Genomic DNA, 24439 nt, shown 5'->3' with positions numbered 1-24439 from the left:
CGCCTCCATTGTTCCATTTAAGGAACAGTTAATGTCATTTTTGCTATCTACCGGGATATTAGCCCTGAATATAAGCTAATTCCATCAACAGGACATCAGGAGTTAATCATGAAAAACGTAACAGGCGTGTATACCGCACCTCGTCCGCACTGGGTCGGTGACGGTTTTCCGGTTCGTTCGATGTTTTCTTACCAGACGCACGGCGAGCCCCTGAGCCCGTTCCTGCTGCTGGACTACGCCGGACCGCATACCTTCCCGGCGGACGGCGCGAAACGCGGCGTGGGCGAGCATCCTCATCGCGGTTTTGAAACGGTGACCATCGTCTACTCAGGCGAAGTGGAGCACCGTGATTCCACTGGCAGAGGCGGCGTTATTGGCCCAGGCGATGTGCAGTGGATGACGGCAGGCGCAGGCATTTTGCACGAGGAGTTCCACTCCAGCGCGTTTTCGCAGAAAGGCGGTGAACTGAAAATGATGCAGCTGTGGGTCAACCTGCCCGCTAAAGACAAAATGGCGACGCCTGGCTACCAGAGCATCACTCAGTCGGATATCCCGGTGGTCACCCTGCCGGATAACAGCGGAACATTGCGCGTGATTGCTGGCCGTTTTGGAGAGGTAACCGGCCCGGCGCATACCTTCTCACCGCTGAACGTGTGGGATCTCGCGCTGCGCCAGGGTAGCCATCTGACGCTCAATCAGCCCGAAGGCTGGAGCACGGCGCTGGTTGTCGTTGAAGGCAGCGTGACGGTGAACGGCACCACGCCTGCCGGTGAGGCGCAACTGGTCGTGCTGAGTCAGAGCGGTGACAAACTGCATCTCGAAGCCAGCAGCGATGCCAAAGTGCTGCTGATGGCCGGGGAGCCGCTGAATGAACCCATCGTGGGCTATGGCCCGTTTGTGATGAACAGTAAAACCGAAATTGCCGAGGCTATTCGCGATTTCAACTCCGGCCGCTTTGGCCAAATCTAAACGTAATAAGGAGCGCATTATGTCTACCCCTGCAAACTTCAACGGTGCACGTCCCGTTATTGACGTAAACGATGCCGTTATGCTGCTTATCGATCACCAGAGCGGGCTGTTCCAGACCGTAGGAGACATGCCAATGCCTGAGCTGCGCGCCCGTGCAGCAGCGCTGGCAAAAATCGCCTCGCTGGCGAAGATCCCGGTGATCACCACGGCGTCGGTTCCACAGGGACCGAACGGCCCGCTTATCCCGGAGATCCACGCCAACGCGCCGCACGCACAGTATGTGGCACGCAAGGGTGAGATCAACGCCTGGGATAACCCGGAGTTCGTGGCGGCGGTGAAAGCCACCGGGCGCAAAACGCTGATTATCGCGGGGACGATCACCAGCGTCTGCATGGCCTTCCCGTCCATCAGCGCGGTGGCGGACGGATATAAAGTGTTTGCGGTGATTGATGCCTCCGGCACCTACAGCAAAATGGCGCAGGAGATCACCCTGGCGCGCGTGGTGCAGGCAGGCGTGGTGCCGATGGACACGGCTGCTGTTGCTTCCGAAATTCAGCGCACGTGGAACCGTGAAGATGCGGGTGAATGGGCTGAGGTGTACACACACATCTTCCCGGCCTACCAGCTGCTGATCGAAAGCTACAGCAAAGCGCAGGACGTGGTGAAAAATAGCGAAGTGCTCGATTCGCAGCGTTAATCCTGCGCGCTGCGACATAAGCTGATTAAGGCTTAACCGAACAAGCACGAATGCTGAAAATCTGCTTGACCGTTTTAGCGCAACTCCCTATAGTAGCGCCCCGTTGCCCCCCAAGCGGTCAGGCAGCAAAACAATATGGTGAGGTGTCCGAGTGGCTGAAGGAGCACGCCTGGAAAGTGTGTATACGGCAACGTATCGGGGGTTCGAATCCCCCCCTCACCGCCATATTTAAGATGAGAGCTCGTACGAAAGTACGGGCTTTTTTCTTTTATATTCTCCGAAAAGGGGGGATGAGAACCCCCGACTGGGGTTCGACAACTGGCGGCAGCCAGTTGGACAGACTGAGAGCATAGCGAACAGGCTGCCCGCAGGGCGAGCGAAGCGAGTCAATCCCCCCCGGTGCGACACGAGCTGCCTCACCTACAAAAAAAAGCCCGTACAAAAGCACGGGCCTGTCTCAACCATTCCTCAGCTATTCAGCTTTCCAGCCGGTTGCTTTCCCTCGGGAGCAAGTCTCTGGCCAATATTCAAACCCGCTTCATCCTTACGCTCCTCCAGCCAGTAATCCGCATTTTTAATCCCCAGCCGAACCGGGTCAAAGTGTGGATCCAACCCCTGTGCATTCTGGATTTCATAATCCTTCAGGCTGGCAAACGCTTTTTTATGCAACAGAACGATGGCAATAATGTTGAGCCATGCCATCAGCCCTACGCCGATATCCCCTAATCCCCAGGCCAGATCCGCGGTGCGTACCGTGCCATATACCGTCGAAGCCATCAGACACAGCTTGAGCAGGAACGTCAGCCACGGGCGATGAATCTTACGGTTGATGTAGGCGATATTCGTTTCAGCGATGTAGTAGTAAGCAATGATCGTGGTGAAGGCAAAGAAGAACAGCGCGATGGCAACAAAGTAATTACCGAAGCCCGGCATCATACTTTCCATTGCCGTCTGGACATATCCCGGTCCTGCGGCCACGCCCGCTATTCCGGTATAGAGCGCTGCGCCGTCGACGCCCTGCACGTTATACAGCCCGGTGATCAACAGCATAAACCCGGTCGCGGAGCAGACAAACAGCGTGTCGATGTACACGGAGAACGCCTGAACCAGCCCCTGTTTCACCGGATGGCTTACGGCCGCCGCCGAGGAGGCATGTGGCCCGGTACCCTGCGCCGCCTCGTTGGAATAGACGCCACGCTTCACGCCCCACATGATGGCCTGGCCCAGAATAGCGCCAAACCCAGCTTCAAGGCCAAAAGCACTTTTCCAGATCAGCAATATAACTGAAGGAAGCTGATCAATATTGATAGCGATAATCACGCACGCGACAATAATATAGCCGAGCGCCATAAACGGAACCACCATACTGCTAAAGCTGGCAATCCTTTTTACGCCACCAAAAATAATAAAACTCAACAGCACAGCAAGTAACGCCGCCGTGACATTTGGGCTCAGACCAAAGGCAATATCCAGGCTCGCACCAATAGAGTTTGCCTGCACACCTGGCAGTAATAATCCGCAGGAGAAAATCGTTACGATGGCAAATAACCATGCGTACCACTTCACGCCTAACCCTTTCTCAATATAAAAGGCAGGACCACCACGATATTCGCCGTTAATTTTCTCTTTATAAACCTGACCTAACGTGGATTCGACAAAAGCAGAGCTTGCCCCCAAAAATGCCACGATCCACATCCAGAAAAGCGCACCGGGTCCACCAAAGGTAATGGCGGTCGCTACACCGGCAATATTCCCTGTCCCCACGCGGCCCGCCAGCGTCATCGTCAGCGCCTGAAACGACGACACGCCTGCCTCGGTAGGACGCCCCTGAAACATCAGGGTAATCATAAGTTTTATATGCCGTAATTGCAGAAAGCGACTACGCAGCGAGAAATAGAGGCCGACACCCAGACATAAAAATATTAACGCCGGGCTCCAGATAACACCATTAATTGCACTAACCAGTTCGTTCATGTATGACCCTTAGCGTGATGTTCCAGAGGAAACGATCCCCTGGCGAGTTTCTTTTTAGAATTTTGTCTGAACAAGTACGAAACATAGATAATTACCCAAAAGACACCAACTTAATTTTTACTGCTTAGTCATGTTCTGTGACAACATTCACGTTTAATTTTAAACCAACAATTAGCATGATCATTATATTCATAGATATTTTGTGGGTATTATAAATACATATCACATTTCCGTGACCTGTATAAAAAGCGTTCGCAGCAAATTAACAGTAATATTATTATTACCGCAAAACGGGGCGTAAATCCCGTTGAATGCTATAGGAAATAAATATGATTTAAAAAAGCCACGCGTGCAGAGGGAATAAAGGAAGCTTCCCGGCATAACGCCGGGAAGAAATGACTTAAAATGTGAAATGATCTTAGTCGGAGTACACTTCCAGCGTTCGTTGGCACAGCGCTGAGCGGACGCAGTCCTCTTTTGTGAAGCGGACCACCCCTATCATCTCATCTTCATCAAAACGTGACATGGCATCGCTCAGGCCGGACTTCACGCCCGACGGCAGGTCACACTGGGTAATATCGCCGTTGACGATAACCGTCACGTTCTCCCCGAGGCGCGTTAAAAACATCTTCATTTGCGCAGCGGTCACGTTCTGAGCCTCGTCAAGAATAACGACCGCATTTTCAAATGTACGTCCGCGCATATAGGCGAACGGCGCGATTTCCACCTTGCCAATCTCTGGTCGCAGGCAGTACTGCATAAAGGAAGCGCCCAACCGCTTCACCAGCACGTCATAGACGGGCCTGAAGTACGGGGCAAACTTCTCGGAAATATCGCCGGGCAGGAAGCCCAGATCTTCATCCGCTTGCAGTACCGGACGGGTAACGATGATCCTTTCCACGTCCTTATGAATCAGCGCCTCCGCCGCTTTGGCGGCGCTGATCCAGGTTTTCCCGCATCCGGCTTCCCCGGTTGCAAAGATGAGCTGTTTACTCTCGATAGCATTCAGGTAGTGCGCCTGAGCTTCATTCCGCGCCACAATTGGCGATGCATCGCGGCTGTCCCGCGCCATGCCAATGGTTTCTACGCCGCTCATCTGCACAAGCGAGGTGACCGATTCTTCTTCACGCTGCTTATGGCTACGTGAATCCCGTCTCAGCACACGTTTTGCTTCACGACGAGCTTTGATCACTGCTTTCTGTCTTCCCATGGATAGCACCTTGAGTTGTTGGTATTCATCACACGCGCCAGCATCGGCACGATTATGCGCACGAACATCAGAGGGTTGGCTTCCTTGTAAGCCATTGCTTGCATTACCGGATGACGATATACAACGGCTACGCGCACCGTTATGCACGTCGGTAGAAAAAGGTTCTTGAGGTGAAGGAGAGAATTTGGTGGTGAAGAAATCGCTGCCGGAGTCTGAGCCTCCGCGCCGGGTACTGCGGTTGATGTGTTTACCTTGTCCAGTACAGGACGCAACCATTCGCGATCTCCATAGTGAGTTAGCATCACTGCCGGGAACTACCGCTGTCTTCTCTTAAGTACATCAGGAATTATCATAAATGCAACATTTATTTTACCTGAATGCAACTTTAGGACTACCCCTACATGGAAAATCAGTCTTATATAGAAATATTACAGAAATATAACATTAAGATAGTCCTTCGAAAAAATAATGTCCCCGCGAACTGTCGCAGGGACGATTATCAGGCTTCTATCAGACCCTGAGCGAGCCAGGCGTTCGCGTCACGCGCGCCGGGCAGGGCAAAGAAATAGCCGCCGCCGATGGGCTTAATATATTCCTCCAGCGCTTCGCCGTTGAGCCGCTTCTGCACGGTGAGGAATCCCTTCTCCAGATCGTGCTGATAGCAGACAAACAGCAGTCCCATATCAAGCTGACCGGAGTTGGTCACCCCCAGCGAGTAGCTGTAGCCCCTGCGCATCATCAGGCTGGATTGCGTCTCTTTGGTGCGAGGATTGGCGAGGCGAATATGGCTGTCCAGCGCGATGACATCCCCGTTCGGATCGCGGGCGTAGTCGGGTTCATCGTGCTCGTGCTTCATGCCGAGCGGTGCGCCGGTTTGCTTATCGCGACCGAAGATAGTTTGCTGCTCTTTCAGCGGCGTGCGGTCCCAGAACTCCACGTGGAACTGAATGATACGCACCGCCTGATAGGTGCCTCCGACCGCCCAGGCCGGTTCGCCCTGATCCGCCGTCACCCATACCACGTTCTTCATCAACGCGGTATTGCTGCTGTCCGGGTTGGCGGTGCCGTCTTTGAAGCCCAGCAGGTTGACCGGCGTCTCTTTCCCTTTACTGCGCGCGGCGTGGTCAGAGATAAAACCTTCCCGCTTCCAGCGCACGCTCAGCAGATCCGGGGTGTGCTTGATAATATCGCGCAGGGCATGGATCACCGTATCCTGGGTATTAGCGCAGATCTGCAACAGCAGATCGCCGTGGCACAGCGCCGCGTCAAGAGAATCATTCGGGAATCGCGTCATTTTTTGCAGCGCTTTCGGCTTCTGCTTCGCCAGTCCGTAGCGATCATCAAACAGCGATTCCCCCACCGACACGGTAATGGTCAGATTATCGGGAGCGATAAACGCGCCGAGGATGCCGGAATCCATCGGCGGCAGGCGCGGATTCGGTGTTTCCGGTGCGGGACCGCCGGCGGTGAGAAAGGCAATACGCGTGGTCAACAGCCTGAACAGACGCTCAAGGTCGGCTTTATCACTCGCCAGCGAATCGAAAGCCACCAGCATCATCGAGGCCTGCTGCGGCGTCAGGATCCCCGCCTGGTGCTCACCATAAAACGGCTGCGTTTCCATACGCGCATCCGGGGAGAGCGTGCCAGGGGCGCTTTGCGGTTTTGCCGCATGCGCCACCGGACAGCCTCCCGCCAGGGCAAACGCGCCGCCCAGCGCCCCTACCCCTTTTAACAACCGACGTCGGGAAGGTTCCGCCACGTCGTATTCGTCATGCTTGTTCATCGCTTAATCCAGACCCAGTACGCCACGCAGCAGGGAGAGATCTTCCGCCAGGGTGGTTATCGGGCCTTTCAGCGCGTTACGGTCAGCATCGGTCAGCTTGTCGTAGGTTTCGAACCCGTCTTTGGTGCGGTATTTCGCCAGGATAGCGTCAACTTTCTTAAAGTTGGCATCCACTTTCGCCAGCAGCTCGCCGTTCTCTTTTTGCAGCTGAGGCCGCAGCAGATCGACAATTTTCTGTGCGCCGTCGACGTTCGCCTGGAAGTCCCACAGGTCGGTGTGGCTGTAACGATCTTCTTCACCGCTGATTTTGCTGGCGGCCACTTCTTCAATCAGGCCCGCTGCGCCACCCACCACTTTCGACGGTGGGAATGCCAGCTCGCTGATGCGTTTTTGCAGCTCCAGCACGTCGCTGTTGAGCTGCTCGGCGTATTTCTCCATCCCACTGGTGGAGTTATCGCCAAACAGGGCTTTTTCCAGACGGTGGAAGCCGGTGAATTTCGGATCGGCGGCCTTCTGCTCGTAGTCGTCTTCACGGGCGTCAATGCTGCCATCGAGGTCAGAGAACAGTTCGGCAATCGGCTCAATGCGCTCGTAGTGCTGACGGGTAGGCGCATACAGGGATTTCGCTTTTTCGATGTCGCCCGCTTTCACCGCGTCGGTAAAGGCTTTGGTGCCTGCCACCAGGTCCGCTGTCTCTTTGGTGACGTAGGCTTTATAGGCGGTAATGGCGTCGCCGAGGCTCAGCAGCGCCGTGCCTTTGGCCGCATCCGCCGTCGCTGCGCCTTTGACGATCAGCTTACCTTTCGGGTTAGTCAGCAGGCCGCAGGTCATGTCATATTCCCCGGGCTGAAGATTTGCGGTCATCTTCTGGCTGAAGCCCGGCGCGATATTCTCGCGCTCTTCCACCACCATCACGCCTTTCAGAATTTCCCACTCCAGCGCCTTCTGGCTGTGGTTCTGAATAATAAACTGCGTTTTACCGCTGTTAACCGTGATGGTCATCGGCTCGCACTGTTTATCGTTGACGGTGACTTTTACCTGCGGAATATCTGCCGCCTGAGCGGTGAAGGCAGACACGAACAGCGCGGCAATGCCTGCGCATAACGCACTACGACGGAACTGAATGGCCATGACTCTTCCCTTTAAAAGTATGTTGTAACTAAAACAGCACTTACGGCGCTACGCGCGACGTCTGCGAGCCGGTACGCGGCGGCATAGCGAACAGGATCAGCGCCGGAACCAGATAGATAAAGTACATCGCCACTTCGCTGACGCTCGGCGTTTCCTGGTAGCCGAAGATCCCTTCGAGCAGGGTACCGGTCAGTGAATGGGTCGACAGGACGTTGCTGAGATCGAACGCCACGTCCTGGAAGTGGTTCCACAGACCCGCTTCGTGGAAGGCGCGGATCGCCCCTGCCGCCAGCCCTGCGGCCACCAGCAGAATAAACAGGCTGGTCCACTTGAAGAACACCCCCAGGTTAAGACGAATGCCGCCCCAGTAGAGCAGGAAGCCAAGCACAACCGCCGTGGCCAGCCCGAGCACCGCGCCCAGTGGGGGCCAGATGCCCACGTCCTGCTGAAAAGCCGCGAGCAGGAAGAACACAGACTCCAGGCCTTCACGCGCCACGGCGAAAAAGACCATCATGATCAGCGCCCAGCCGTGGTGGTTGCCTTTTTGCAGGGCGTTATCCACCGCCTGCTCAAGCTGTACCTTCACGTTACGGGAGACCTTGCGCATCCAGAACACCATCCAGGTGAGGATCACCACCGCAATCACGGCGACGATCCCTTCAAACAGCTCCTGCTCTTTCTGCGGGAACTCCCCGGTGGTTTCGTTGATGAGGATACCGAGGCCCAGGCAGAGCGCCGCAGCAAGGAAAACCCCAACCCACATCACGCCAATCCAGCGTCCGCGCTGGGTACGCTTCAGATAACTGGCGATAAGGCTAACAATCAGGGCCGCTTCAAGGCCTTCACGTAACATAATGAGAAAAGGAACAAACATGCCGACACCTTAAATGTTTATCGCGGTCAACTGATGCAAAGAAAAGTAAATTCTTGTGATAGTGATTATCATTACGGCAACAAGAAAAACAAGCGAAATGTGTTGCGTTTTGATGACCAGATGTAAACGCATTGCGGAGTAATAATTGCCTGAGTAACCGTTACGTTTATAAGGTATAACGAAAATGCCCATTTACGGTTAACCGGGGCTGTGGCTAAATGTCCGCCTCGAAAACCAACTGAAAATAAGCCATGTTTAAAATTGTCCATTTCCTGCTGGCGCTGGTGATTATTCTTGCGCTCGCCTGGCTGGTGAGTTTCGACCGCCGAAAAATTCGTATTCGTTTCGTTTTACAGCTGATCGTGATCGAAATCGCGCTGGCGTTCTTTTTCCTCCACGCAGAAAGCGGCCTGTTTATTATTAAATACGTTTCCGGTTTCTTTGAGTCGCTGCTTAAATTCGCTGCCGAAGGGACGAATTTTGTCTTTGGCGGGATGGGTGAAAAAGGGCTGGCGTTCATTTTCCTTGGCGTGCTCTGCCCCATTATTTTTATCTCGGCGCTGATTGGTATTCTTCAGCACTGGCGTATTCTGCCGATCTTTATTCGGGTGATCGGGACGCTGCTGTCAAAACTGAACGGCATGGGCAAGCTGGAATCCTTTAACGCGGTGAGTTCGCTGATCCTCGGTCAGTCGGAAAACTTCATTGCCTACAAAGGCGTGCTGGGCGATCTCTCCTCGCGTCGTCTGTTTACGATGGCTGCCACGGCCATGTCGACGGTTTCGCTGTCGATTGTCGGGGCCTATATGACTATGCTCGACGCCAGGTTTGTCGTCGCGGCGCTGATCCTGAACATGTTCAGCACCTTTATTATTCTTTCGGTCATTAACCCGGCCCGCCCGGAAGCGGAGCCGGATATCAGGCTGGAAAAACTGCACGAATCCCAGAGCTTCTTTGAAATGCTGGGCGAGTATATTCTGGCCGGTTTTAAGGTGGCGATGATTATTCTGGCGATGCTGATTGGCTTTATCGCCCTTATTAGCGCCATTAACGCCCTCTTCTCCGGCATATTTGGCATGAGCTTCCAGCAGATTCTGGGTTATGTGTTTTATCCGCTGGCGTGGCTTATTGGTATTCCGCTGAGCGATGCCTTAAGCGCGGGGAGCATTATGGCAACTAAACTGGTGGCGAATGAATTTGTGGCGATGATCGAGCTGCAAAAAATAGCCCATCAAATGTCACCGCGCGGGCTGGGGATTTTGTCCGTGTTCCTGGTATCGTTCGCTAACTTCGCTTCCATTGGCATTGTGGCGGGGGCAATAAAAGGTCTGAATGAGCAACAGGGTAACGTGGTGTCGCGGTTTGGTTTACGCCTTGTATACGGGGCAACGCTGGTAAGCCTGCTGTCGGCGAGCTTTGCGGGGTTGGTGCTGTAAGTTTTGTGCCCGGCGGCGCTTCGCTTGCACGGGCCTACGATACAACAACGGCGGGTTATCCCGCCGTTTTCATTAAAACTGCACGCACACCGGCTGGTCGACCCGCATCACCGACTCCTGCGCGAAGCTTGACTTATAGATCCCGCGCAACGCTTCGATATTCTTCTCACTCTGCGCGTCTTTAGCGTGGATCAGCATCAATGCCTTGCTCGGCTCGCGCGCCACTTTTCCATCATTCCCCAGCCACTGACCGCGCGCATCAAATACCGTTAAACCATCGCGAAAGCGTGGCGTCACGTCCTGGTCGACAAACTGCTGCCATTCGTTGCCTGTAATTTGCGCCCCGGCAGGACGGTTTAAGCCGAAATAGAGCGTGGTCTGCTGCATCTGATTTTCTGCTTTGCAGGTTTCTACCGCTGCGTGCTGTGCGGGTGCGGTACAGCCCGCCAGCATCACGAATGCCGCCGCCATCAACCCTGTTTTAATCATCATTTATTATTACTCACACTGGTGAACGGTCTGTTCCCTCTCCCCACCGGGGAGAGGGTTAGGGTGAGGGGAAATTACTCAGCCTGGAGCTTAGACGGCGGCGCTGAGTGATAGTGCGCGTCCGCCTCCGCAAAGCGTTTCTGCATAGACGCAGACGGCGCTTTACCCAGCAGGCTAAACACCACGATACCGAGGCTGCCGAAGAAGAAGCCCGGAATGATTTCGTACAGCCCCAGCCACGCGAACTGTTTCCAGACGATAACGGTAACCGCACCGATAATCATCCCTGCCAGCGCGCCGTTACGGGTCATGCGTGACCACAGTACAGAGAACAGCACCACCGGGCCAAACGCGGCGCCGAAGCCCGCCCAGGCGTAGCTCACCAGCCCCAGGACGCGGTTTTCCGGGTTTGCCGCCAGCGCAATGGCAATCAAGGCGACCACCAGCACCATAAAGCGCCCTACCCACACCAGCTCTTTCTGGCTCGCGCCCTTACGCAGGAACGCTTTGTAGAGGTCTTCGGTGATGGCGCTGGAGCACACCAGCAGCTGACAGCTCAGGGTGGACATCACCGCCGCCAGGATCGCGGAGAGCAGAATACCGGCAATCCACGGGTTGAACAGGATCTGCGCCAGCTCGATGAATACGCGCTCGGCGTTCTGGTTCACCGCGCCCGCCTGCGCCGGGTTGTTGTTGAAGTACGCGATACCGAAGAAGCCGACCGCACACGCCCCCGCCAGACACAGGATCATCCACGTCATGCTGATGCGACGCGCGTGAACGATGGTGTGGTGAGAATCCGCCGCCATGAAGCGCGCCAGAATGTGCGGCTGGCCGAAGTAGCCCAGGCCCCAGCCCATCAGAGAGACAATGGCGACGAAGTTCAGCCCTTTCAGCATATCGACGTTTTCGATGCTCTTCTGCTTGATCACTTCCAGCGATTCGCCAAAGCCGCCGACGGTGAAAATGACAATCACCGGAGTCAGGATCAGGGCGAAGATCATCAGGCTCGCCTGCACGGTATCGGTCCAGCTTACCGCCAGGAATCCGCCCACGAAGGTATAGAGGATGGTTGCTGCGGCGCCGGCCCACAGGGCGGTTTCATAGCTCATGCCGAAGGTGCTTTCGAACAGGCGCGCGCCCGCCACGATGCCGGAGGCACAGTAGATGGTGAAGAACAGCAGGATCACCACCGCGGAGATAATGCGCAGGATACGGCTGTTATCTTCAAAGCGTCCGGTGAAGTAGTCCGGCAGCGTCAGGGCGTTGTTGTTGGCTTCGGTGTGCACGCGCAGACGGCCTGCCACCAGCTTCCAGTTGATCCACGCGCCGACGGTCAGACCGATGGCGATCCAGCTTTCGGAGATACCGGAGATGAAAATCGCGCCCGGCAGCCCCATCAGCAGCCAGCCGCTCATGTCGGAAGCGCCCGCAGAGAGTGCGGTGACCATCGGGCCTAAGCTGCGCCCGCCGAGGATATAGTCGTCAAAGTTTTTCGTTGAACGCCATGCCAAAAACCCTATCAGGATCATGCCAAAAATATAAACGAGAAATGTCACCAGCATCGGTGTGCTAATAGCCATTCAAATTCTCCAAAATGTCGAGCGACAACCGTCCGGGTTGCCTTGTTATGTCATCACCGGAACGTAGTGATGTGTGTATGTGTTTCCGTTGGGCGCGCTATCCTGCCGTATACGCATCCCACTGACAAACGATTTAACACTGCATTTACATGAATTTCATCCCTGGTTTTATACGTCTTTCCTATAGGTTGCACTCGCTCACGCTTTTACGGGTTGCACCTTTAAAAAGTGTTAAGCACCGCATAAAAACTGGGCTCAGAAACGGCCGCACGTTCTTTTTCACAGCTAACTAATCGTTAACAATCCATTCATTTTCCAGCTTGCAGACCAGGTCACATTTAACACGGTTGCACAAAGTTGCAACATGGTGGATATTTCACGCTATCAACAGAACGCTACTACAGAACAACAGGAGTTTTGGCATGGGGATGACCACCATGGGGGTTAAGCTGGATGACGCTACCCGCGAACGGATTAAAACCGCTGCGACCCGCATCGACCGCACACCGCACTGGTTAATCAAGCAGGCGATTTTTAACTATCTGGAAAGACTGGAGAGTGAAGAAGGTCTGCCGGAGCTGCCTGCTCTGCTGGCGGGCGCAGCGAACGAAAGCGAAGAGGCCGCGACGGCCGTTGAAGAGAACCACCAGCCGTTCCTCGAATTTGCCGAGCAGATCCTGCCGCAGTCCGTCAGCCGCGCCGCCATTACCGGCGCCTACCGCCGTGCCGAAACCGACGCCGTGCCGATGCTGCTGGAGCAGGCGCGCCTGCCGGAAGCCGTTGCCGCCCAGGCGCACAGCCTCGCGTATCAGCTCGCCGACAAGCTGCGTAACCAGAAAACCGCCAGCGGACGCGCCGGTATGGTGCAGGGTCTGTTGCAGGAGTTCTCCCTCTCCTCGCAGGAAGGCGTGGCGCTGATGTGTCTGGCGGAAGCGCTGCTGCGTATTCCGGATAAAGCCACCCGCGATGCCCTGATCCGCGACAAAATCAGCAACGGCAACTGGCACTCCCACATTGGCCGCAGTCCGTCCCTGTTCGTTAACGCCGCCACCTGGGGCCTGCTGTTTACCGGCAAGCTGGTCTCCACCCATAACGAAGCCAACCTGTCGCGCTCTCTGAACCGCATCATCGGCAAGAGCGGCGAGCCGCTGATCCGCAAGGGCGTGGACATGGCGATGCGCCTGATGGGCGAGCAGTTCGTCACCGGGGAAACCATTGCCGAAGCGCTGGCGAACGCCCGCAAGCTGGAAGACAAAGGCTTCCGCTACTCCTACGACATGCTGGGTGAAGCGGCGCTGACCGCCGCCGACGCGCAGGCCTACATGGTCTCTTACCAGCAGGCGATCCACGCCATCGGTAAAGCGTCCAACGGTCGCGGTATTTATGAAGGTCCGGGCATCTCTATCAAGCTTTCCGCCCTGCACCCGCGCTACAGCCGTGCGCAGTACGACCGGGTGATGGAAGAACTCTACCCGCGCCTGAAGTCCCTGACCCTGCTGGCGCGCCAGTATGACATCGGCATCAACATCGACGCCGAAGAGGCGGACCGTCTGGAGATCTCCCTCGACCTGCTGGAAAAACTGTGCTTCGAGCCGGAGCTGGCGGGCTGGAACGGGATTGGTTTCGTTATCCAGGCCTACCAGAAACGCTGTCCGTTCGTCATTGACTACCTGATTGACCTGGCCAGCCGCAGCCGTCGCCGCCTGATGATCCGTCTGGTGAAGGGCGCCTACTGGGACAGCGAAATCAAACGCGCCCAGATGGAAGGTCTGGAAGGTTATCCGGTCTATACCCGCAAGGTCTATACCGACGTCTCTTACCTCGCCTGCGCGAAAAAACTGCTCGGCGTGCCGAACCTGATTTATCCTCAGTTCGCCACCCACAACGCCCACACCCTGGCGGCGATCTACAGCCTGGCCGGGCAAAACTACTATCCGGGCCAGTACGAGTTCCAGTGCCTGCACGGCATGGGTGAACCGCTGTACGAGCAAGTGACCGGTAAAGTGGCCGACGGCAAGCTGAACCGTCCGTGCCGAATCTATGCCCCGGTAGGTACCCACGAAACCCTGCTGGCCTACCTGGTGCGTCGTCTGCTGGAGAACGGGGCGAACACCTCCTTCGTTAACCGCATCGCCGATACCACCCTGCAGCTGGACGAACTGGTGGCCGATCCGGTGCAGGCCGTTGAGAAGCTGGCAGCGCAGGAAGGCCAGATTGGTCTGCCGCATCCGAAAATTGCCCTGCCGCGCGAGCTGTACGGCGCGGGCCGCGTCAACTCGGCGGGTCTGGATCTGGCGAACGAACACCGTCTGGCGTCGCTCTCTTCTGCCCTGCTAAACAGCGCATTGCAGAAGTGGCAGGCCAGGCCGATCCTTGAGCAGTCCGTTGAGGACGGTGAAATGCAGCCGGTGATCAACCCGGCAGAGCCGAAGGACATCGTCGGCTACGTGCGCGAGGCCACGGAAGCGGAAGTGGAGCAGGCCCTGGAGAGCGCGGTGAACAACGCGCCAATCTGGTTTGCCACCCCGCCGCAGGAGCGTGCCGCCATTCTGGAACGCGCGGCGGTGCTGATGGAAGGTCAGATGCAGCAGCTTATCGGCATTCTGGTGCGTGAAGCGGGTAAAACCTTCAGCAACGCCATCGCCGAAGTGCGCGAGGCGGTCGACTTCCTGCACTACTACGCCGGTCAGGTGCGCGATGATTTCGACAACGAAACCCACCGTCCGCTTGGCCCGGTGGTGTGTATCAGCCCGTGGAACTTCCCGCTGGCGATCTTCACCGGCCAGATTGCCGCGGCGCTGGCCGCAGGCAACAGCGTGCTGGCAAAACCGGCAGAGCAGACCCCGCTGATTGCCGCCCAGGGCATTAGCATTCTGCTGGAAGCGGGCGTACCGGCGGGCGTGGTGCAGCTGCTGCCAGGGCGCGGTGAAACGGTCGGGGCCAAACTGACCTCCGATAACCGCGTACGCGGCGTGATGTTTACCGGTTCGACCGAAGTGGCCTCCCTGCTGCAACGCAACATCGCCACCCGTCTGGATGCGCAGGGCCGTCCTACCCCGCTGATCGCTGAAACCGGCGGCATGAACGCCATGATCGTGGACTCCTCCGCGCTCACCGAGCAGGTCGTCGTTGACGTGCTGGCCTCTGCCTTCGACAGCGCGGGCCAACGCTGTTCCGCCCTGCGCGTACTGTGCTTACAGGATGACGTGGCTGACCACACGCTGAAGATGCTGCGCGGTGCGATGGCGGAATGCCGCATGGGCAACCCGGGCCGTCTCACCACCGACATCGGGCCGGTCATCGACGCGGAAGCCAAAGCCAACATTGAAAACCACATTCAGACCATGCGTGCCAAAGGCCGTCCGGTGTTCCAGGCGGTGCGCGAGAACAGCGAAGATGCCCGCGAGTGGCAGACCGGCACCTTCGTGCCGCCAACGCTGATTGAGCTGGCAAGCTTCGACGAGCTGAAAAAAGAGGTCTTCGGTCCGGTACTGCACGTGGTGCGCTACAACCGTAACAACCTCAACGAGCTGATCGATCAGATCAACGCTTCGGGTTACGGCCTGACGCTTGGCGTGCATACCCGTATCGACGAAACCATTGCCCAGGTGACCGGCAATGCTAAAGTCGGCAACCTGTACGTCAACCGCAACATGGTTGGCGCGGTCGTGGGCGTGCAGCCGTTCGGCGGTGAAGGTCTCTCCGGCACCGGCCCGAAAGCGGGCGGTCCGCTCTATCTGTACCGCCTGCTAGCAAACCGTCCGGAAAATGCGCTGGGCGTGACGCTGGCGCGTCAGGACGCGGAATATCCGGTGGATGCGCAGGTGAAAGCCGTGCTGATCCAGCCGCTGGACGCGCTGATTAAGTGGGCTGAAAATCGTCCCGAGCTGCATGCGATTGCACAGCAGTACGGCGAGCTGGCGCAGGCGGGAACACAGCGTCTGCTGCCGGGTCCAACCGGTGAGCGCAACACCTGGACGCTGATGCCGCGCGAGCGTGTGCTGTGCGTGGCGGATAACGAGGAGGATGCACTGGTGCAGCTGGCAGCCGCAACGGCAACGGGCTGTGAGGTGCTGTGGCCGGAAGATGCCCTGCATCGCGACCTCGCCAAACAGTTGCCAAAAGCGGTCTCGGCCCGCATTCGCTTTGCGAAGGCCGATGCCCTGCTGACCCAGCCGTTTGACGCGGTGATCTACCACGGTGATTCCGACCAGCTACGCGAACTGTGCGAGCAGGTGGCGGCCCGCAGCGGCGCGATTGTCTCGGTGCAGGGCTTCGCCCGCGGGGAGACCAACCTGCTGCTGGAGCGCCTGTACGTTGAGCGCTCGCTCAGCGTTAACACCGCGGCGGCGGGCGGTAACGCCAGCCTGATGACAATCGGTTAATCGTGTAAACTCTCCCCGGTGACGCTACGCTTACCGGGGCTACAAAATAGCCCAGGCCGGATAAGCACAGCGTATCCGGCTTTTTTACATGGAGGGGATGATGAAAAGAGTATTTCTCGCAGGTGCAGCCCTGCTCATGAGCGCCAGCGCGCTGGCCGACGAGTGCGATAACGCGACCACCCAGCTTGAACTGAACACCTGTAGCGCGCAGCAGTACCAGGCCGCCGATAAAAAGCTCAACGAGACGTATCAGGCCGCCATCAAACGTGCGGCAGCGCCTCAGCGCGATCTCCTGAAAAAGGCGCAGCAGGCGTGGATTAGCCTGCGCGACGCGGACTGTGCGTTTATCGGTTCGGGTACGGAAGGCGGGAGCGTTCAGCCAATGATTGTGAACCAGTGTCTGGCGGAGAAAACCGCGGAGCGCGAAGCGTTTCTGGCCACGCTGATGCAGTGTGAAGAGGGCGACTTAAGCTGTCCTCTTCCGCCGGGAAACTAGCGCACGCGGATCCCTTCGATAATCATCCGTTGTACGTTTTCCAGGGTGCTCTGGAAAAACGCCTCGTCCTGGAGCGTTTTACCGGTCACCGCCTCGACCTGGGCCGCGAAGTCAGCGTAGTGCTGGGTTGAGGCCCAAATCATGAAGATCAGATGATGCGGATCGACGGGCGCCAGTTTTCCGCTGGCGACCCATCCGGCAATAATGGCTGATTTATCGTCCACCAGCTGCTTTAAATCGCCGGTCAGCTCCGCCTGCAACAGCGGCGCGCCCTGCAACATCTCCAGGCAGAACAGCCTTGATGCCTGCGGGTAATCACGCGATACCTCCAGCTTCAGGCGTATGTACTCCTCTATCGCCACCAGCGGGGCCAGCTCTTCGCGAAACGCCTTGAGAGGTCCCAGCCAGATATCGAGGATCTGCTGCATCACCGCGATATAGAGCGCCTCTTTTGACGGGTAGTAGTAGAGCAGATTGGTTTTGGACACCCCGGCCTGCTCGGCCACCTGCTCAAGGCGCGTGCCGTGAATACCAAACTGCGAAAATGTCTCCAGCGCAGCGCTGAGGATCGCCTGTTTCTTGGCGCTCACCGCCTGCGAACGTTTACCGGGTGTTTTCACTGCGCCTTGTGTCATTTTCGCTCTCCATTTTCTGTCCTGCGCTCAGCATAGCAAAACCCCCGTCTCGCCACGACCTTCTGCACCCTCAGCGCGCATGAGTGCCTGTTTTCTGTGCAATGATTTTGACCATCCAGTCCACATTTTCGCTGTTAATTTTAACAACCATCATTTAACACATTAATAACAAAGTGATTTTCAAAACTGGCACTGCCTTTGCAAAAACATCGTGACACCTGCGACGTAATGAAGAGAGGTTCGTGATGAAAATTGGCGTATTTGTACCGATCGGCAACAACGGCTGGCTTATCTCAACCACTGCCCCGCAATACATGCCGACCTTTGAGCTGAATAAAGCCATCGTGCAGAAAGCGGAGCACTACCACTTCGACTTTGCGCTCTCGATGATCAAGCTGCGCGGTTTCGGCGGTAAGACCGAATTCTGGGACCACAACCTGGAGTCCTTCACCCTGATGGCGGGCCTGGCGGCGGTAACCTCGCGCATCCAGATTTACGCCACCGCCGCCACCCTTACCCTTCCCCCGGCAATCGTGGCGCGGATGGCCTCCACCATCGACTCCATCTCCGGGGGGCGCTTTGGCGTTAACCTGGTCACCGGTTGGCAAAAGCCGGAGTACGAGCAGATGGGGATCTGGCCGGGGGACGATTACTTCTCCCGTCGCTACGACTACCTGACCGAATATGTGCAGGTGCTGCGCGATCTGTGGGGCACCGGCAAAAGCGATTTCAAAGGCGACTTCTTCACCATGAACGACTGCCGCGTCAGCCCACAGCCGTCGGTGCCGATGAAGGTTATCTGCGCCGGGCAGAGCGACGCGGGAATGGAATTCTCGGCGAAATACGCCGACTTTAACTTCTGCTTCGGCAAAGGCGTTAACACCCCTGCCGCCTTCGCGCCCACCGCGGCACGCATGAAAGCGGCGGCCGACAAAACCGGGCGCGACGTGGGTTCCTACGTGCTGTTTATGGTGATTGCCGACGAAACCGATGACGCCGCGCGCGCCAAATGGGAACGATACAAGGACGGCGCGGATGACGAAGCGCTGAGCTGGCTTACCGAGCAGAGCCAGAAGGATACCCGCTCCGGCGCGGACACCAACGTTCGCCAGATGGCCGACCCGACGTCTGCCGTCAATATCAACATGGGCACCCTGGTTGGCTCGTATGCCAGCGTCGCCAGAATGCTCGACGAAGTGGCTGCCGTGCCCGGCGCCGAAGGCGTGCTGCTGACCTTCGATGATTTTCTCACCGGCGTGGAAACTTTCGGCGAGCGCATTCAGCCGCTGATGCAGTGCCGCGCCCACATCCCTGCCGTGACGAAGGAGGTGGCGTAATGACGACCCTCAACGCTCGCCCGGAAGCCATTACCTTTAACGCGCAGCGCAGCGCGCTGATCGTGGTGGATATGCAAAACGCCTATGCCAGTAAAGGCGGGTATCTGGATCTGGCCGGGTTTGACGTCTCCACCACGCAGCCGGTGATTGAGAACATCAAAACCGCCGTGAGCGCCGCACGTGCTGCGGGCATGCTGATCGTCTGGTTCCAGAACGGCTGGGACGACCAGTACGTCGAGGCTGGCGGTCCCGGCTCACCCAACTTTCACAAATCCAACGCCCTGAAAACCATGCGCCAACGGCCCGAACTCCAGGGCACGCTGCTGGCGAAAGGCGGCTGGGATTATCAGCTGGTGGATGAGCTGGTACCGGAATCCGGCGATATCGTGCTGCCGAAACCGCGCTACAGCGGCTTTTTCAATACCCCGCTCGACAGCCTGCTGCGCAGCCGGGGCATTCGCCATCTGGTCTTTACGGGCATTGCCACCAACGTGTGCGTGGAGTCGACCCTGCGCGACGGCTTTTTCCTCGAGTATTTTGGGGTGGTGCTGGAGGATGCCACCCATCAGGCCGGGCCGGATTTTGCCCAGAAAGCCGCCCTGTTCAATATCGAAACCTTTTTTGGCTGGGTCAGTAACGTCAATGATTTCTGCGACGCGCTGGATCCCCCGCTCGCCCGCATCGCCTGAGGAGAACCGCTATGCCGAAATCCGTGATTATTCCGCCGGGCACCAGCACCCCGATTGCCCCGTTTGTCCCCGGCACCCTCGCCGACGGCGTGGTGTATGTCTCGGGCACGCTGCCGTTTGATAAAGACAACAACGTGGTGTTTATCGATGACCCAAAGGCGCAAACCCGCCACGTGCTGGAGACAATCAAAACCGTGATCGAAACGGCGGGTGGGACGATGGAGGACGTGACCTTCAACAGCATCTTTATCACCGACTGGAAAAACTACGCCGCGATTAACGAGATTTACGCGGAGTTTTTCCCCGGCGATAAACCGGCGCGGTTTTGCATCCAGTGCGGGCTGGTAAAGCCCGAAGCGCTGGTTGAAATTGCCACCGTTGCGCACATCGCGAAGTGAGGCGGCCATGATACTGTCCATTTCACCGCCCCCCTTTGCGGGCGCGCCCGTGGTGGTACTGATTGCCGGGCTCGGCGGCAGCGGCAGCTACTGGCTGCCCCAGCTCGCCGTGCTGGGGCAGGAGTATCAGGTGGTGTGCTACGACCAGCGGGGCACGGGGAACAACCCGGATACCCTGCCGGAAGACTACACCCTCGCACACATGGCCGACGAGCTTGCGCTGGCGTTAGCCGGGGCCGGGATCGCCCGTTACTGCGTGGTCGGCCACGCGCTGGGGGCGCTGGTCGGTCTGCGGCTGGCTATCGATAAGCCCGACGCCCTCACCGCGCTGGTCTGCGTCAACGGCTGGCTGACCCTCAATGCCCATACCCGCCGCTGTTTTGACATTCGCGAACGTCTGCTGCATGCGGGCGGGGCGCAGGCGTGGGTAGAGGCACAGCCGTTGTTCCTCTACCCGGCAGACTGGATGGCCGCCCGCGCCCCGCGGCTGGAGGCCGAGGACGCGCTGGCGCTGGCCCATTTTCAGGGCAAAGCCAATCTGCTGCGCAGGCTGGATGCCCTGAAACAGGCCGATTTCAGCCGCCACGCTGCACGCGTTCGCTGCCCCGTGCAGATTATCTGTTCCACCGACGATCTGCTGGTGCCGTCCGTCTGCTCCGCTGAACTGCACGCCGCTCTCCCGCACGCCCGCAAAACGGTCATACGCCAGGGCGGGCATGCCTGCAATGTGACCGTGCCGGACATCTTTAACACTCTGCTGCTGAACGGGCTTGCCAGCCTGCTGCACAGCCCAGAACCCGCTTTGTAAGGAGCTTGAATGAGCGAAGCCATCACGCCCGCCGCGCTGGAAACGCTGTTTACCGGCGCACGTACCCATAACGGCTGGCTGGATATACCGGTCAGTGACGAGACGCTGCGCGAGATTTATGACCTGATGAAATGGGGGCCGACGTCCGCCAACTGCTCCCCGGCGCGCATTGTGTTTGTGCGAAGCCCGGAAGGAAAAGAGAAGCTGCGCCCGGCGCTCTCCAGCGGCAACCTTGAGAAAACGCTCACTGCCCCGGTCACGGCGATTGTCGCCTGGGACAGCGAGTTTTATGAGCGCCTGCCTGAACTGTTCCCACACGGCGATGCCAGAAGCTGGTTTACCGCAAGCCCCGCGCTGGCGGAAGAGACCGCCTTTCGCAACAGCTCAATGCAGGCCGCGTACCTGATTTTCGCCTGCCGCGCGCTCGGGCTGGACACCGGGCCGATGTCGGGTTTTGACCGGGAAAAAGTGGACGCGGCCTTTTTCACGGGCACGCTACTCAAAAGCAATCTGCTGATTAACATCGGCTATGGCGATACGACCAAACTGTACGGACGCCTGCCGCGTCTGGCCTTTGACGATGCCTGCGGGCTGGCGTAAGGAGCGAACGTGATGACACCGGATAAACAAACCTTTCGCGACGCCATGGCCTGCGTCGGCGCAGCGGTCAATATCATCACCACCGACGGCCCCGCGGGAATGGCGGGCTTCACCGCCAGCGCGGTATGCAGCGTCACGGATTCCCCGCCTACCCTGCTGGTGTGCCTGAACCGCGGCGCGTCGGTCTGGCCGATTTTCAGCGAGAACCGCACCCTGTGCGTTAACACGCTGAGTGCCGGACAGGAGCCTTTATCCAACCTGTTTGGCGGGAAAACGCCGATGGCGGACCGCTTTGCCGCTGCCCGCTGGCAGACAGGCGACACGGGCTGCCCGCGTCTGGAAAATGCGCTGGCCTCGTTCGACTGCCGTATCAGCCAGGTGGTGAGCGTTGGCACTCACGACATTCTGTTTTGCGACATTGTATCCATCGTACGCCACCCGGCGCCGCAAGGGCTGGTGTGGTTCGACCGCGGCTATCACGCGCTTATGCGACCCGCCTGTTAATCCGCATTCAGGAGACAGATCATGTTCGGACTTCCCCACTGGCAGTTGAAATCGACCTCCACAGAAGAAGGCGTGGTCGCGCCGGATGAAAGGCTCCCGCTCGGGCAGACCATGGTGATGGGCGTGCAGCATGCGGTCGCGATGTTTGGTGCGACGGTGCTGATGCCCATGCTGATGGGGCTGGATCCTAACCTCGCCATTTTGATGTCGGGTATGGGTACCCTGCTGTTCTTTTTTGTCACCGGCGGGCGTGTGCCCAGCTATCTGGGCTCCAGCGCCGCCTTCGTGGGGGTGGTCATTGCAGCGACCGGGTTTAACGGTCAGGGTATTAACCCCAACCTGAGCGTGGCTCTCGGCGGCATTATCGCCTGTGGGCTGGTCTACACCCTGACCGGTCTGGTGGTGATGAAAGTCGGCACGCGCTGGATCGAGCGGATGATGCCCCCCGTCGTCACCGGGGCGGTGGTGATGGCGATAGGCCTGAACCTCGCGCCGATTGCGGTGAAGAGCGTTTCCGGCTCACCATTTGAAAGCTGGATGGCGGTGATAACGGTGCTGTGCATCGGCGTGGTGGCGGTCTTTACGCGCGGCATGATCCAACGGCTGCTGATCCTGGTCGGGCTGATTGCGGCCTGTCTGGTCTACGCGCTGCTGGCGAACGTGTTCGGTCTCGGCAAACCGGTTGATTTCACACTGATTCACCAGGCCGCCTGGTTCGGCCTGCCGCAGATAACCTCACCCACCTTTAACGCTCAGGCGATGATGCTCATCGCGCCTGTCGCGGTGATTCTGGTGGCTGAAAACCTGGGCCACCTGAAAGCCGTAGCGGGAATGACCGGGCGCAATATGGATCCGTATATGGGGCGGGCGTTTGTGGGAGACGGTCTGGCGACCATGCTCTCCGGCTCGGTCGGCGGCAGCGGCGTGACCACCTACGCGGAAAACATCGGCGTGATGGCAGTGACCAAAGTCTATTCGACGCTGGTCTTCGTGGCGGCGGCGGTGATGGCGATGCTGCTCGGTTTTTCCCCAAAATTCGGCGCATTGATCCACACCATCCCGGCCCCCGTGATTGGCGGCGCCTCGATTGTGGTATTTGGTCTGATTGCCGTCGCGGGGGCACGCATCTGGGTGCAGAACCATGTTGATCTGAGCCAGAACGGTAACCTGATCATGGTGGCGGTAACGCTGGTGCTGGGGGCGGGTGATTTCGCCCTGACGCTGGGCGGGTTTACGGTGGGCGGGATTGGCACGGCGACCTTCGGCGCGATCCTGCTCAACGCCCTGCTGAGCCGCCGGAAAAGGGATGTACCGCAAGGAAAAGCCATCACCCGCTCCACCTGAAATACGTGCCGCTTTCTTGCCGGGTGACGCTACGCTTACCCGGCCTACAATTGGCAAGTAGGCCCGCGCAAGCGAAGCGCCGCCGGGCTAAACGAGCAGGCTGCGCGTTATTAGCTATCTGCCCCTTGTTCAGCGCTCAATCCGGCAGTCGCCTTACGTCGTTTTTTTAACTTCAACTCGCTCACCAGCACCCCGGCGATAATAAACGCCGCGCCCACCAGCGCCAGCAGGGGCAGACGCTCCCCGGCGAGTCGCCCGAAAATACCCGCCCACACCGGTTCACCGGTATAAATGACCGTCGCCCGTGTCGGGGATACGCTGCGCTGCGCCCAGTTCATGGTGACCTGGATAATGGCGCTGAAAATGCCCAGCCCCAGCGCCACGACGATAAGCCCGGTAGACATCGGCGGGACGGACTCCCCTGCCGGCACCATCGTCGCGAACGCCACCAGCGACGCGGTGGTAAGCTGCACCACCGTCACCCGCTTGACGTCCACTTTTCCTGCCCAGGCGCTAATCAGGATAATTTCTGCCGCAATGGCGACGGCCCCCACCAGAGTGATGATCTCCCCCGGCCCCAGCGCCAGCAGATTATTTTCCGGCCCGGCTAATAAAATAAGGCCGATGAACGCCAGCACGATGCCAATGCACGACATCAAGCCCGGCATTCTGCCGAGGCACAACCACTGCAACAGCGGCACCAGCGGTACGTACATGGCGGTGATGAAGGCGGATTTACTGCTGGAGATAGACTGGAGCCCCCACGTTTGCAGGCTGTAGCCCATGGCAATCGCCACGCCAATGGCGACACCCGCTTTAAGCTCTCTCAGGGTCAACCCGCGCAGGGTTTTCAGCGAAATAAGCGCCACGGCAATCGCCGCGGTTGCAAAGCGCAGCCCCACGAAGAAAAACGGATCGCTCATCGTGACCGCGTACTGAACGGCAAGAAAGGTTCCGCCCCAGAACATGGTGATCAAAATCAGGATGGCTTCCTGAGGCTTAATGGAGAAGGTAAAACGGGAAACGGACATGGGACACCAGCACGAAGAATCAATCCTGTAGTGTGCGATGCCTTTGATGACAGTTCAATGTAGCAG

Annotated in this window: 21 protein-coding genes and 1 tRNA gene; 13 read left to right on the top strand and 9 right to left on the bottom strand. The window is 57.9% G+C overall.

Annotation, left to right across the window (positions count from 1 at the left end; genetic code table 11):
• Window positions 1–108 precede the first annotated feature (108 nt).
• The 3 genes from L463_RS10525 to L463_RS10535 all read left to right on the top strand — a co-directional run bounded on the left by L463_RS10525 (window position 109) and on the right by L463_RS10535 (window position 1891).
• Window positions 109–969 (top strand): pirin family protein, encoded by an 861-nt coding sequence (locus L463_RS10525; protein WP_015570855.1) that lies wholly within the window; start codon window positions 109–111, stop codon window positions 967–969.
• Between the two features lie 19 nt (window positions 970–988).
• Window positions 989–1666 carry an isochorismatase family protein gene (locus L463_RS10530; RefSeq protein ID WP_003858068.1) on the top strand — a complete coding sequence of 226 codons (678 nt, stop codon included), beginning with the start codon at window positions 989–991 and terminating at the stop codon, window positions 1664–1666.
• Between the two features lie 137 nt (window positions 1667–1803).
• Window positions 1804–1891 (top strand) — tRNA-Ser (locus L463_RS10535).
• Between the two features lie 243 nt (window positions 1892–2134).
• Here the strand turns inward: L463_RS10535 and L463_RS10540 are convergent.
• The 5 genes from L463_RS10540 to efeU all read right to left on the bottom strand — a co-directional run bounded on the left by L463_RS10540 (window position 2135) and on the right by efeU (window position 8638).
• On the bottom strand, window positions 2135–3640 hold the full coding sequence (locus L463_RS10540) for an alanine/glycine:cation symporter family protein (RefSeq protein WP_017384761.1): 1506 nt from the start codon (window positions 3638–3640) through the stop codon (window positions 2135–2137).
• A 418-nt stretch (window positions 3641–4058) separates the two neighbouring features.
• Window positions 4059–4850 (bottom strand): phosphate starvation-inducible protein PhoH, encoded by a 792-nt coding sequence (phoH, locus tag L463_RS10545; protein WP_032104881.1) that lies wholly within the window; start codon window positions 4848–4850, stop codon window positions 4059–4061.
• A gap of 499 nt (window positions 4851–5349) precedes the next feature.
• Complete coding sequence (efeB, locus tag L463_RS10550) at window positions 5350–6633, bottom strand: iron uptake transporter deferrochelatase/peroxidase subunit (protein WP_023296295.1); 1284 nt, start codon at window positions 6631–6633, stop codon at window positions 5350–5352.
• Window positions 6634–6636: 3 nt separating this feature from the next.
• Window positions 6637–7764: an iron uptake system protein EfeO gene (gene efeO, locus L463_RS10555; protein ID WP_023303411.1), complete on the bottom strand. Its 1128-nt coding sequence runs from the start codon at window positions 7762–7764 to the stop codon at window positions 6637–6639.
• A 40-nt stretch (window positions 7765–7804) separates the two neighbouring features.
• Window positions 7805–8638 carry an iron uptake transporter permease EfeU gene (gene efeU / locus L463_RS10560; protein ID WP_023303410.1) on the bottom strand — a complete coding sequence of 278 codons (834 nt, stop codon included), beginning with the start codon at window positions 8636–8638 and terminating at the stop codon, window positions 7805–7807.
• 251 nt (window positions 8639–8889) lie between these two features.
• Between efeU and L463_RS10565 the strand changes: the two genes are divergently transcribed.
• A complete protein-coding gene (locus L463_RS10565) occupies window positions 8890–10074 on the top strand; it encodes a NupC/NupG family nucleoside CNT transporter (RefSeq protein WP_017384766.1) in 1185 nt (394 codons plus the stop codon).
• 72 nt (window positions 10075–10146) lie between these two features.
• On the opposite strand, the gene L463_RS10570 is transcribed toward L463_RS10565, so the two are convergent.
• Both L463_RS10570 and putP read right to left on the bottom strand, forming a co-directional pair.
• Window positions 10147–10566 carry a DUF3574 domain-containing protein gene (locus L463_RS10570; RefSeq protein ID WP_032104818.1) on the bottom strand — a complete coding sequence of 140 codons (420 nt, stop codon included), beginning with the start codon at window positions 10564–10566 and terminating at the stop codon, window positions 10147–10149.
• 71 nt (window positions 10567–10637) lie between these two features.
• Window positions 10638–12146, bottom strand: a complete 1509-nt coding sequence (putP, locus tag L463_RS10575) for a sodium/proline symporter PutP (RefSeq protein ID WP_032104817.1) — start codon at window positions 12144–12146, stop codon at window positions 10638–10640.
• A gap of 422 nt (window positions 12147–12568) precedes the next feature.
• Between putP and putA the strand changes: the two genes are divergently transcribed.
• Together putA and L463_RS10585 are read left to right on the top strand one after the other, a co-directional pair.
• Window positions 12569–16531: a trifunctional transcriptional regulator/proline dehydrogenase/L-glutamate gamma-semialdehyde dehydrogenase gene (putA, locus tag L463_RS10580; protein WP_032104815.1), complete on the top strand. Its 3963-nt coding sequence runs from the start codon at window positions 12569–12571 to the stop codon at window positions 16529–16531.
• 100 nt (window positions 16532–16631) lie between these two features.
• The gene (locus L463_RS10585; RefSeq protein WP_017384770.1) at window positions 16632–17027 is read left to right on the top strand and encodes a lysozyme inhibitor LprI family protein; all 396 of its coding nucleotides are present in this window, start codon (window positions 16632–16634) and stop codon (window positions 17025–17027) included.
• Here the strand turns inward: L463_RS10585 and rutR are convergent.
• Window positions 17024–17662, bottom strand: coding sequence for an HTH-type transcriptional regulator RutR (rutR, locus tag L463_RS10590; RefSeq protein ID WP_032673179.1), 639 nt, complete (start codon window positions 17660–17662; stop codon window positions 17024–17026). The two genes, L463_RS10585 and rutR, sit on opposite strands and share 4 nt — an antisense overlap.
• 245 nt (window positions 17663–17907) lie before the next feature.
• Here rutR and rutA point away from each other — a divergent pair, with 245 nt between their 5' ends.
• From rutA to rutG, 7 genes are read left to right on the top strand one after another with little or no spacing between them, the layout of a single operon-like run.
• Complete coding sequence (gene rutA, locus L463_RS10595) at window positions 17908–18999, top strand: pyrimidine utilization protein A (RefSeq protein WP_003858092.1); 1092 nt, start codon at window positions 17908–17910, stop codon at window positions 18997–18999.
• The gene (rutB, locus tag L463_RS10600; RefSeq protein WP_032104814.1) at window positions 18999–19688 is read left to right on the top strand and encodes a pyrimidine utilization protein B; all 690 of its coding nucleotides are present in this window, start codon (window positions 18999–19001) and stop codon (window positions 19686–19688) included. Before rutA ends, rutB begins: the two co-directional genes overlap by 1 nt.
• 11 nt (window positions 19689–19699) lie before the next feature.
• Window positions 19700–20086, top strand: a complete 387-nt coding sequence (gene rutC / locus L463_RS10605; protein WP_015570870.1) for a pyrimidine utilization protein C — start codon at window positions 19700–19702, stop codon at window positions 20084–20086.
• 7 nt (window positions 20087–20093) lie between these two features.
• The gene (gene rutD / locus L463_RS10610) at window positions 20094–20894 is read left to right on the top strand and encodes a pyrimidine utilization protein D (RefSeq protein ID WP_032104812.1); all 801 of its coding nucleotides are present in this window, start codon (window positions 20094–20096) and stop codon (window positions 20892–20894) included.
• Between the two features lie 9 nt (window positions 20895–20903).
• The gene (locus L463_RS10615) at window positions 20904–21494 is read left to right on the top strand and encodes a malonic semialdehyde reductase (RefSeq protein WP_032104810.1); all 591 of its coding nucleotides are present in this window, start codon (window positions 20904–20906) and stop codon (window positions 21492–21494) included.
• 12 nt (window positions 21495–21506) lie between these two features.
• Window positions 21507–21998: an NADH-dependent FMN reductase RutF gene (rutF, locus tag L463_RS10620; RefSeq protein WP_032673178.1), complete on the top strand. Its 492-nt coding sequence runs from the start codon at window positions 21507–21509 to the stop codon at window positions 21996–21998.
• A gap of 21 nt (window positions 21999–22019) precedes the next feature.
• Entirely contained in the window at window positions 22020–23342 is a 1323-nt protein-coding gene (gene rutG / locus L463_RS10625) for a pyrimidine utilization transport protein G (protein ID WP_032104866.1), read from the top strand.
• 110 nt (window positions 23343–23452) lie between these two features.
• Here the strand turns inward: rutG and L463_RS10630 are convergent, their stop codons facing one another.
• The gene (locus L463_RS10630) at window positions 23453–24373 is read right to left on the bottom strand and encodes a DMT family transporter (protein ID WP_017384777.1); all 921 of its coding nucleotides are present in this window, start codon (window positions 24371–24373) and stop codon (window positions 23453–23455) included.
• Window positions 24374–24439 lie beyond the last annotated feature (66 nt).

It is taken from the genome of Enterobacter sp. BIDMC 27 (assembly GCF_000534415.1).
Classification (GTDB): Bacteria; Pseudomonadota; Gammaproteobacteria; order Enterobacterales; family Enterobacteriaceae; genus Enterobacter; species Enterobacter hormaechei_C.
The sequence above is the reverse complement of the archived record's forward strand: the minus strand, read 5'-3'. Positions and strand labels throughout refer to the sequence as shown.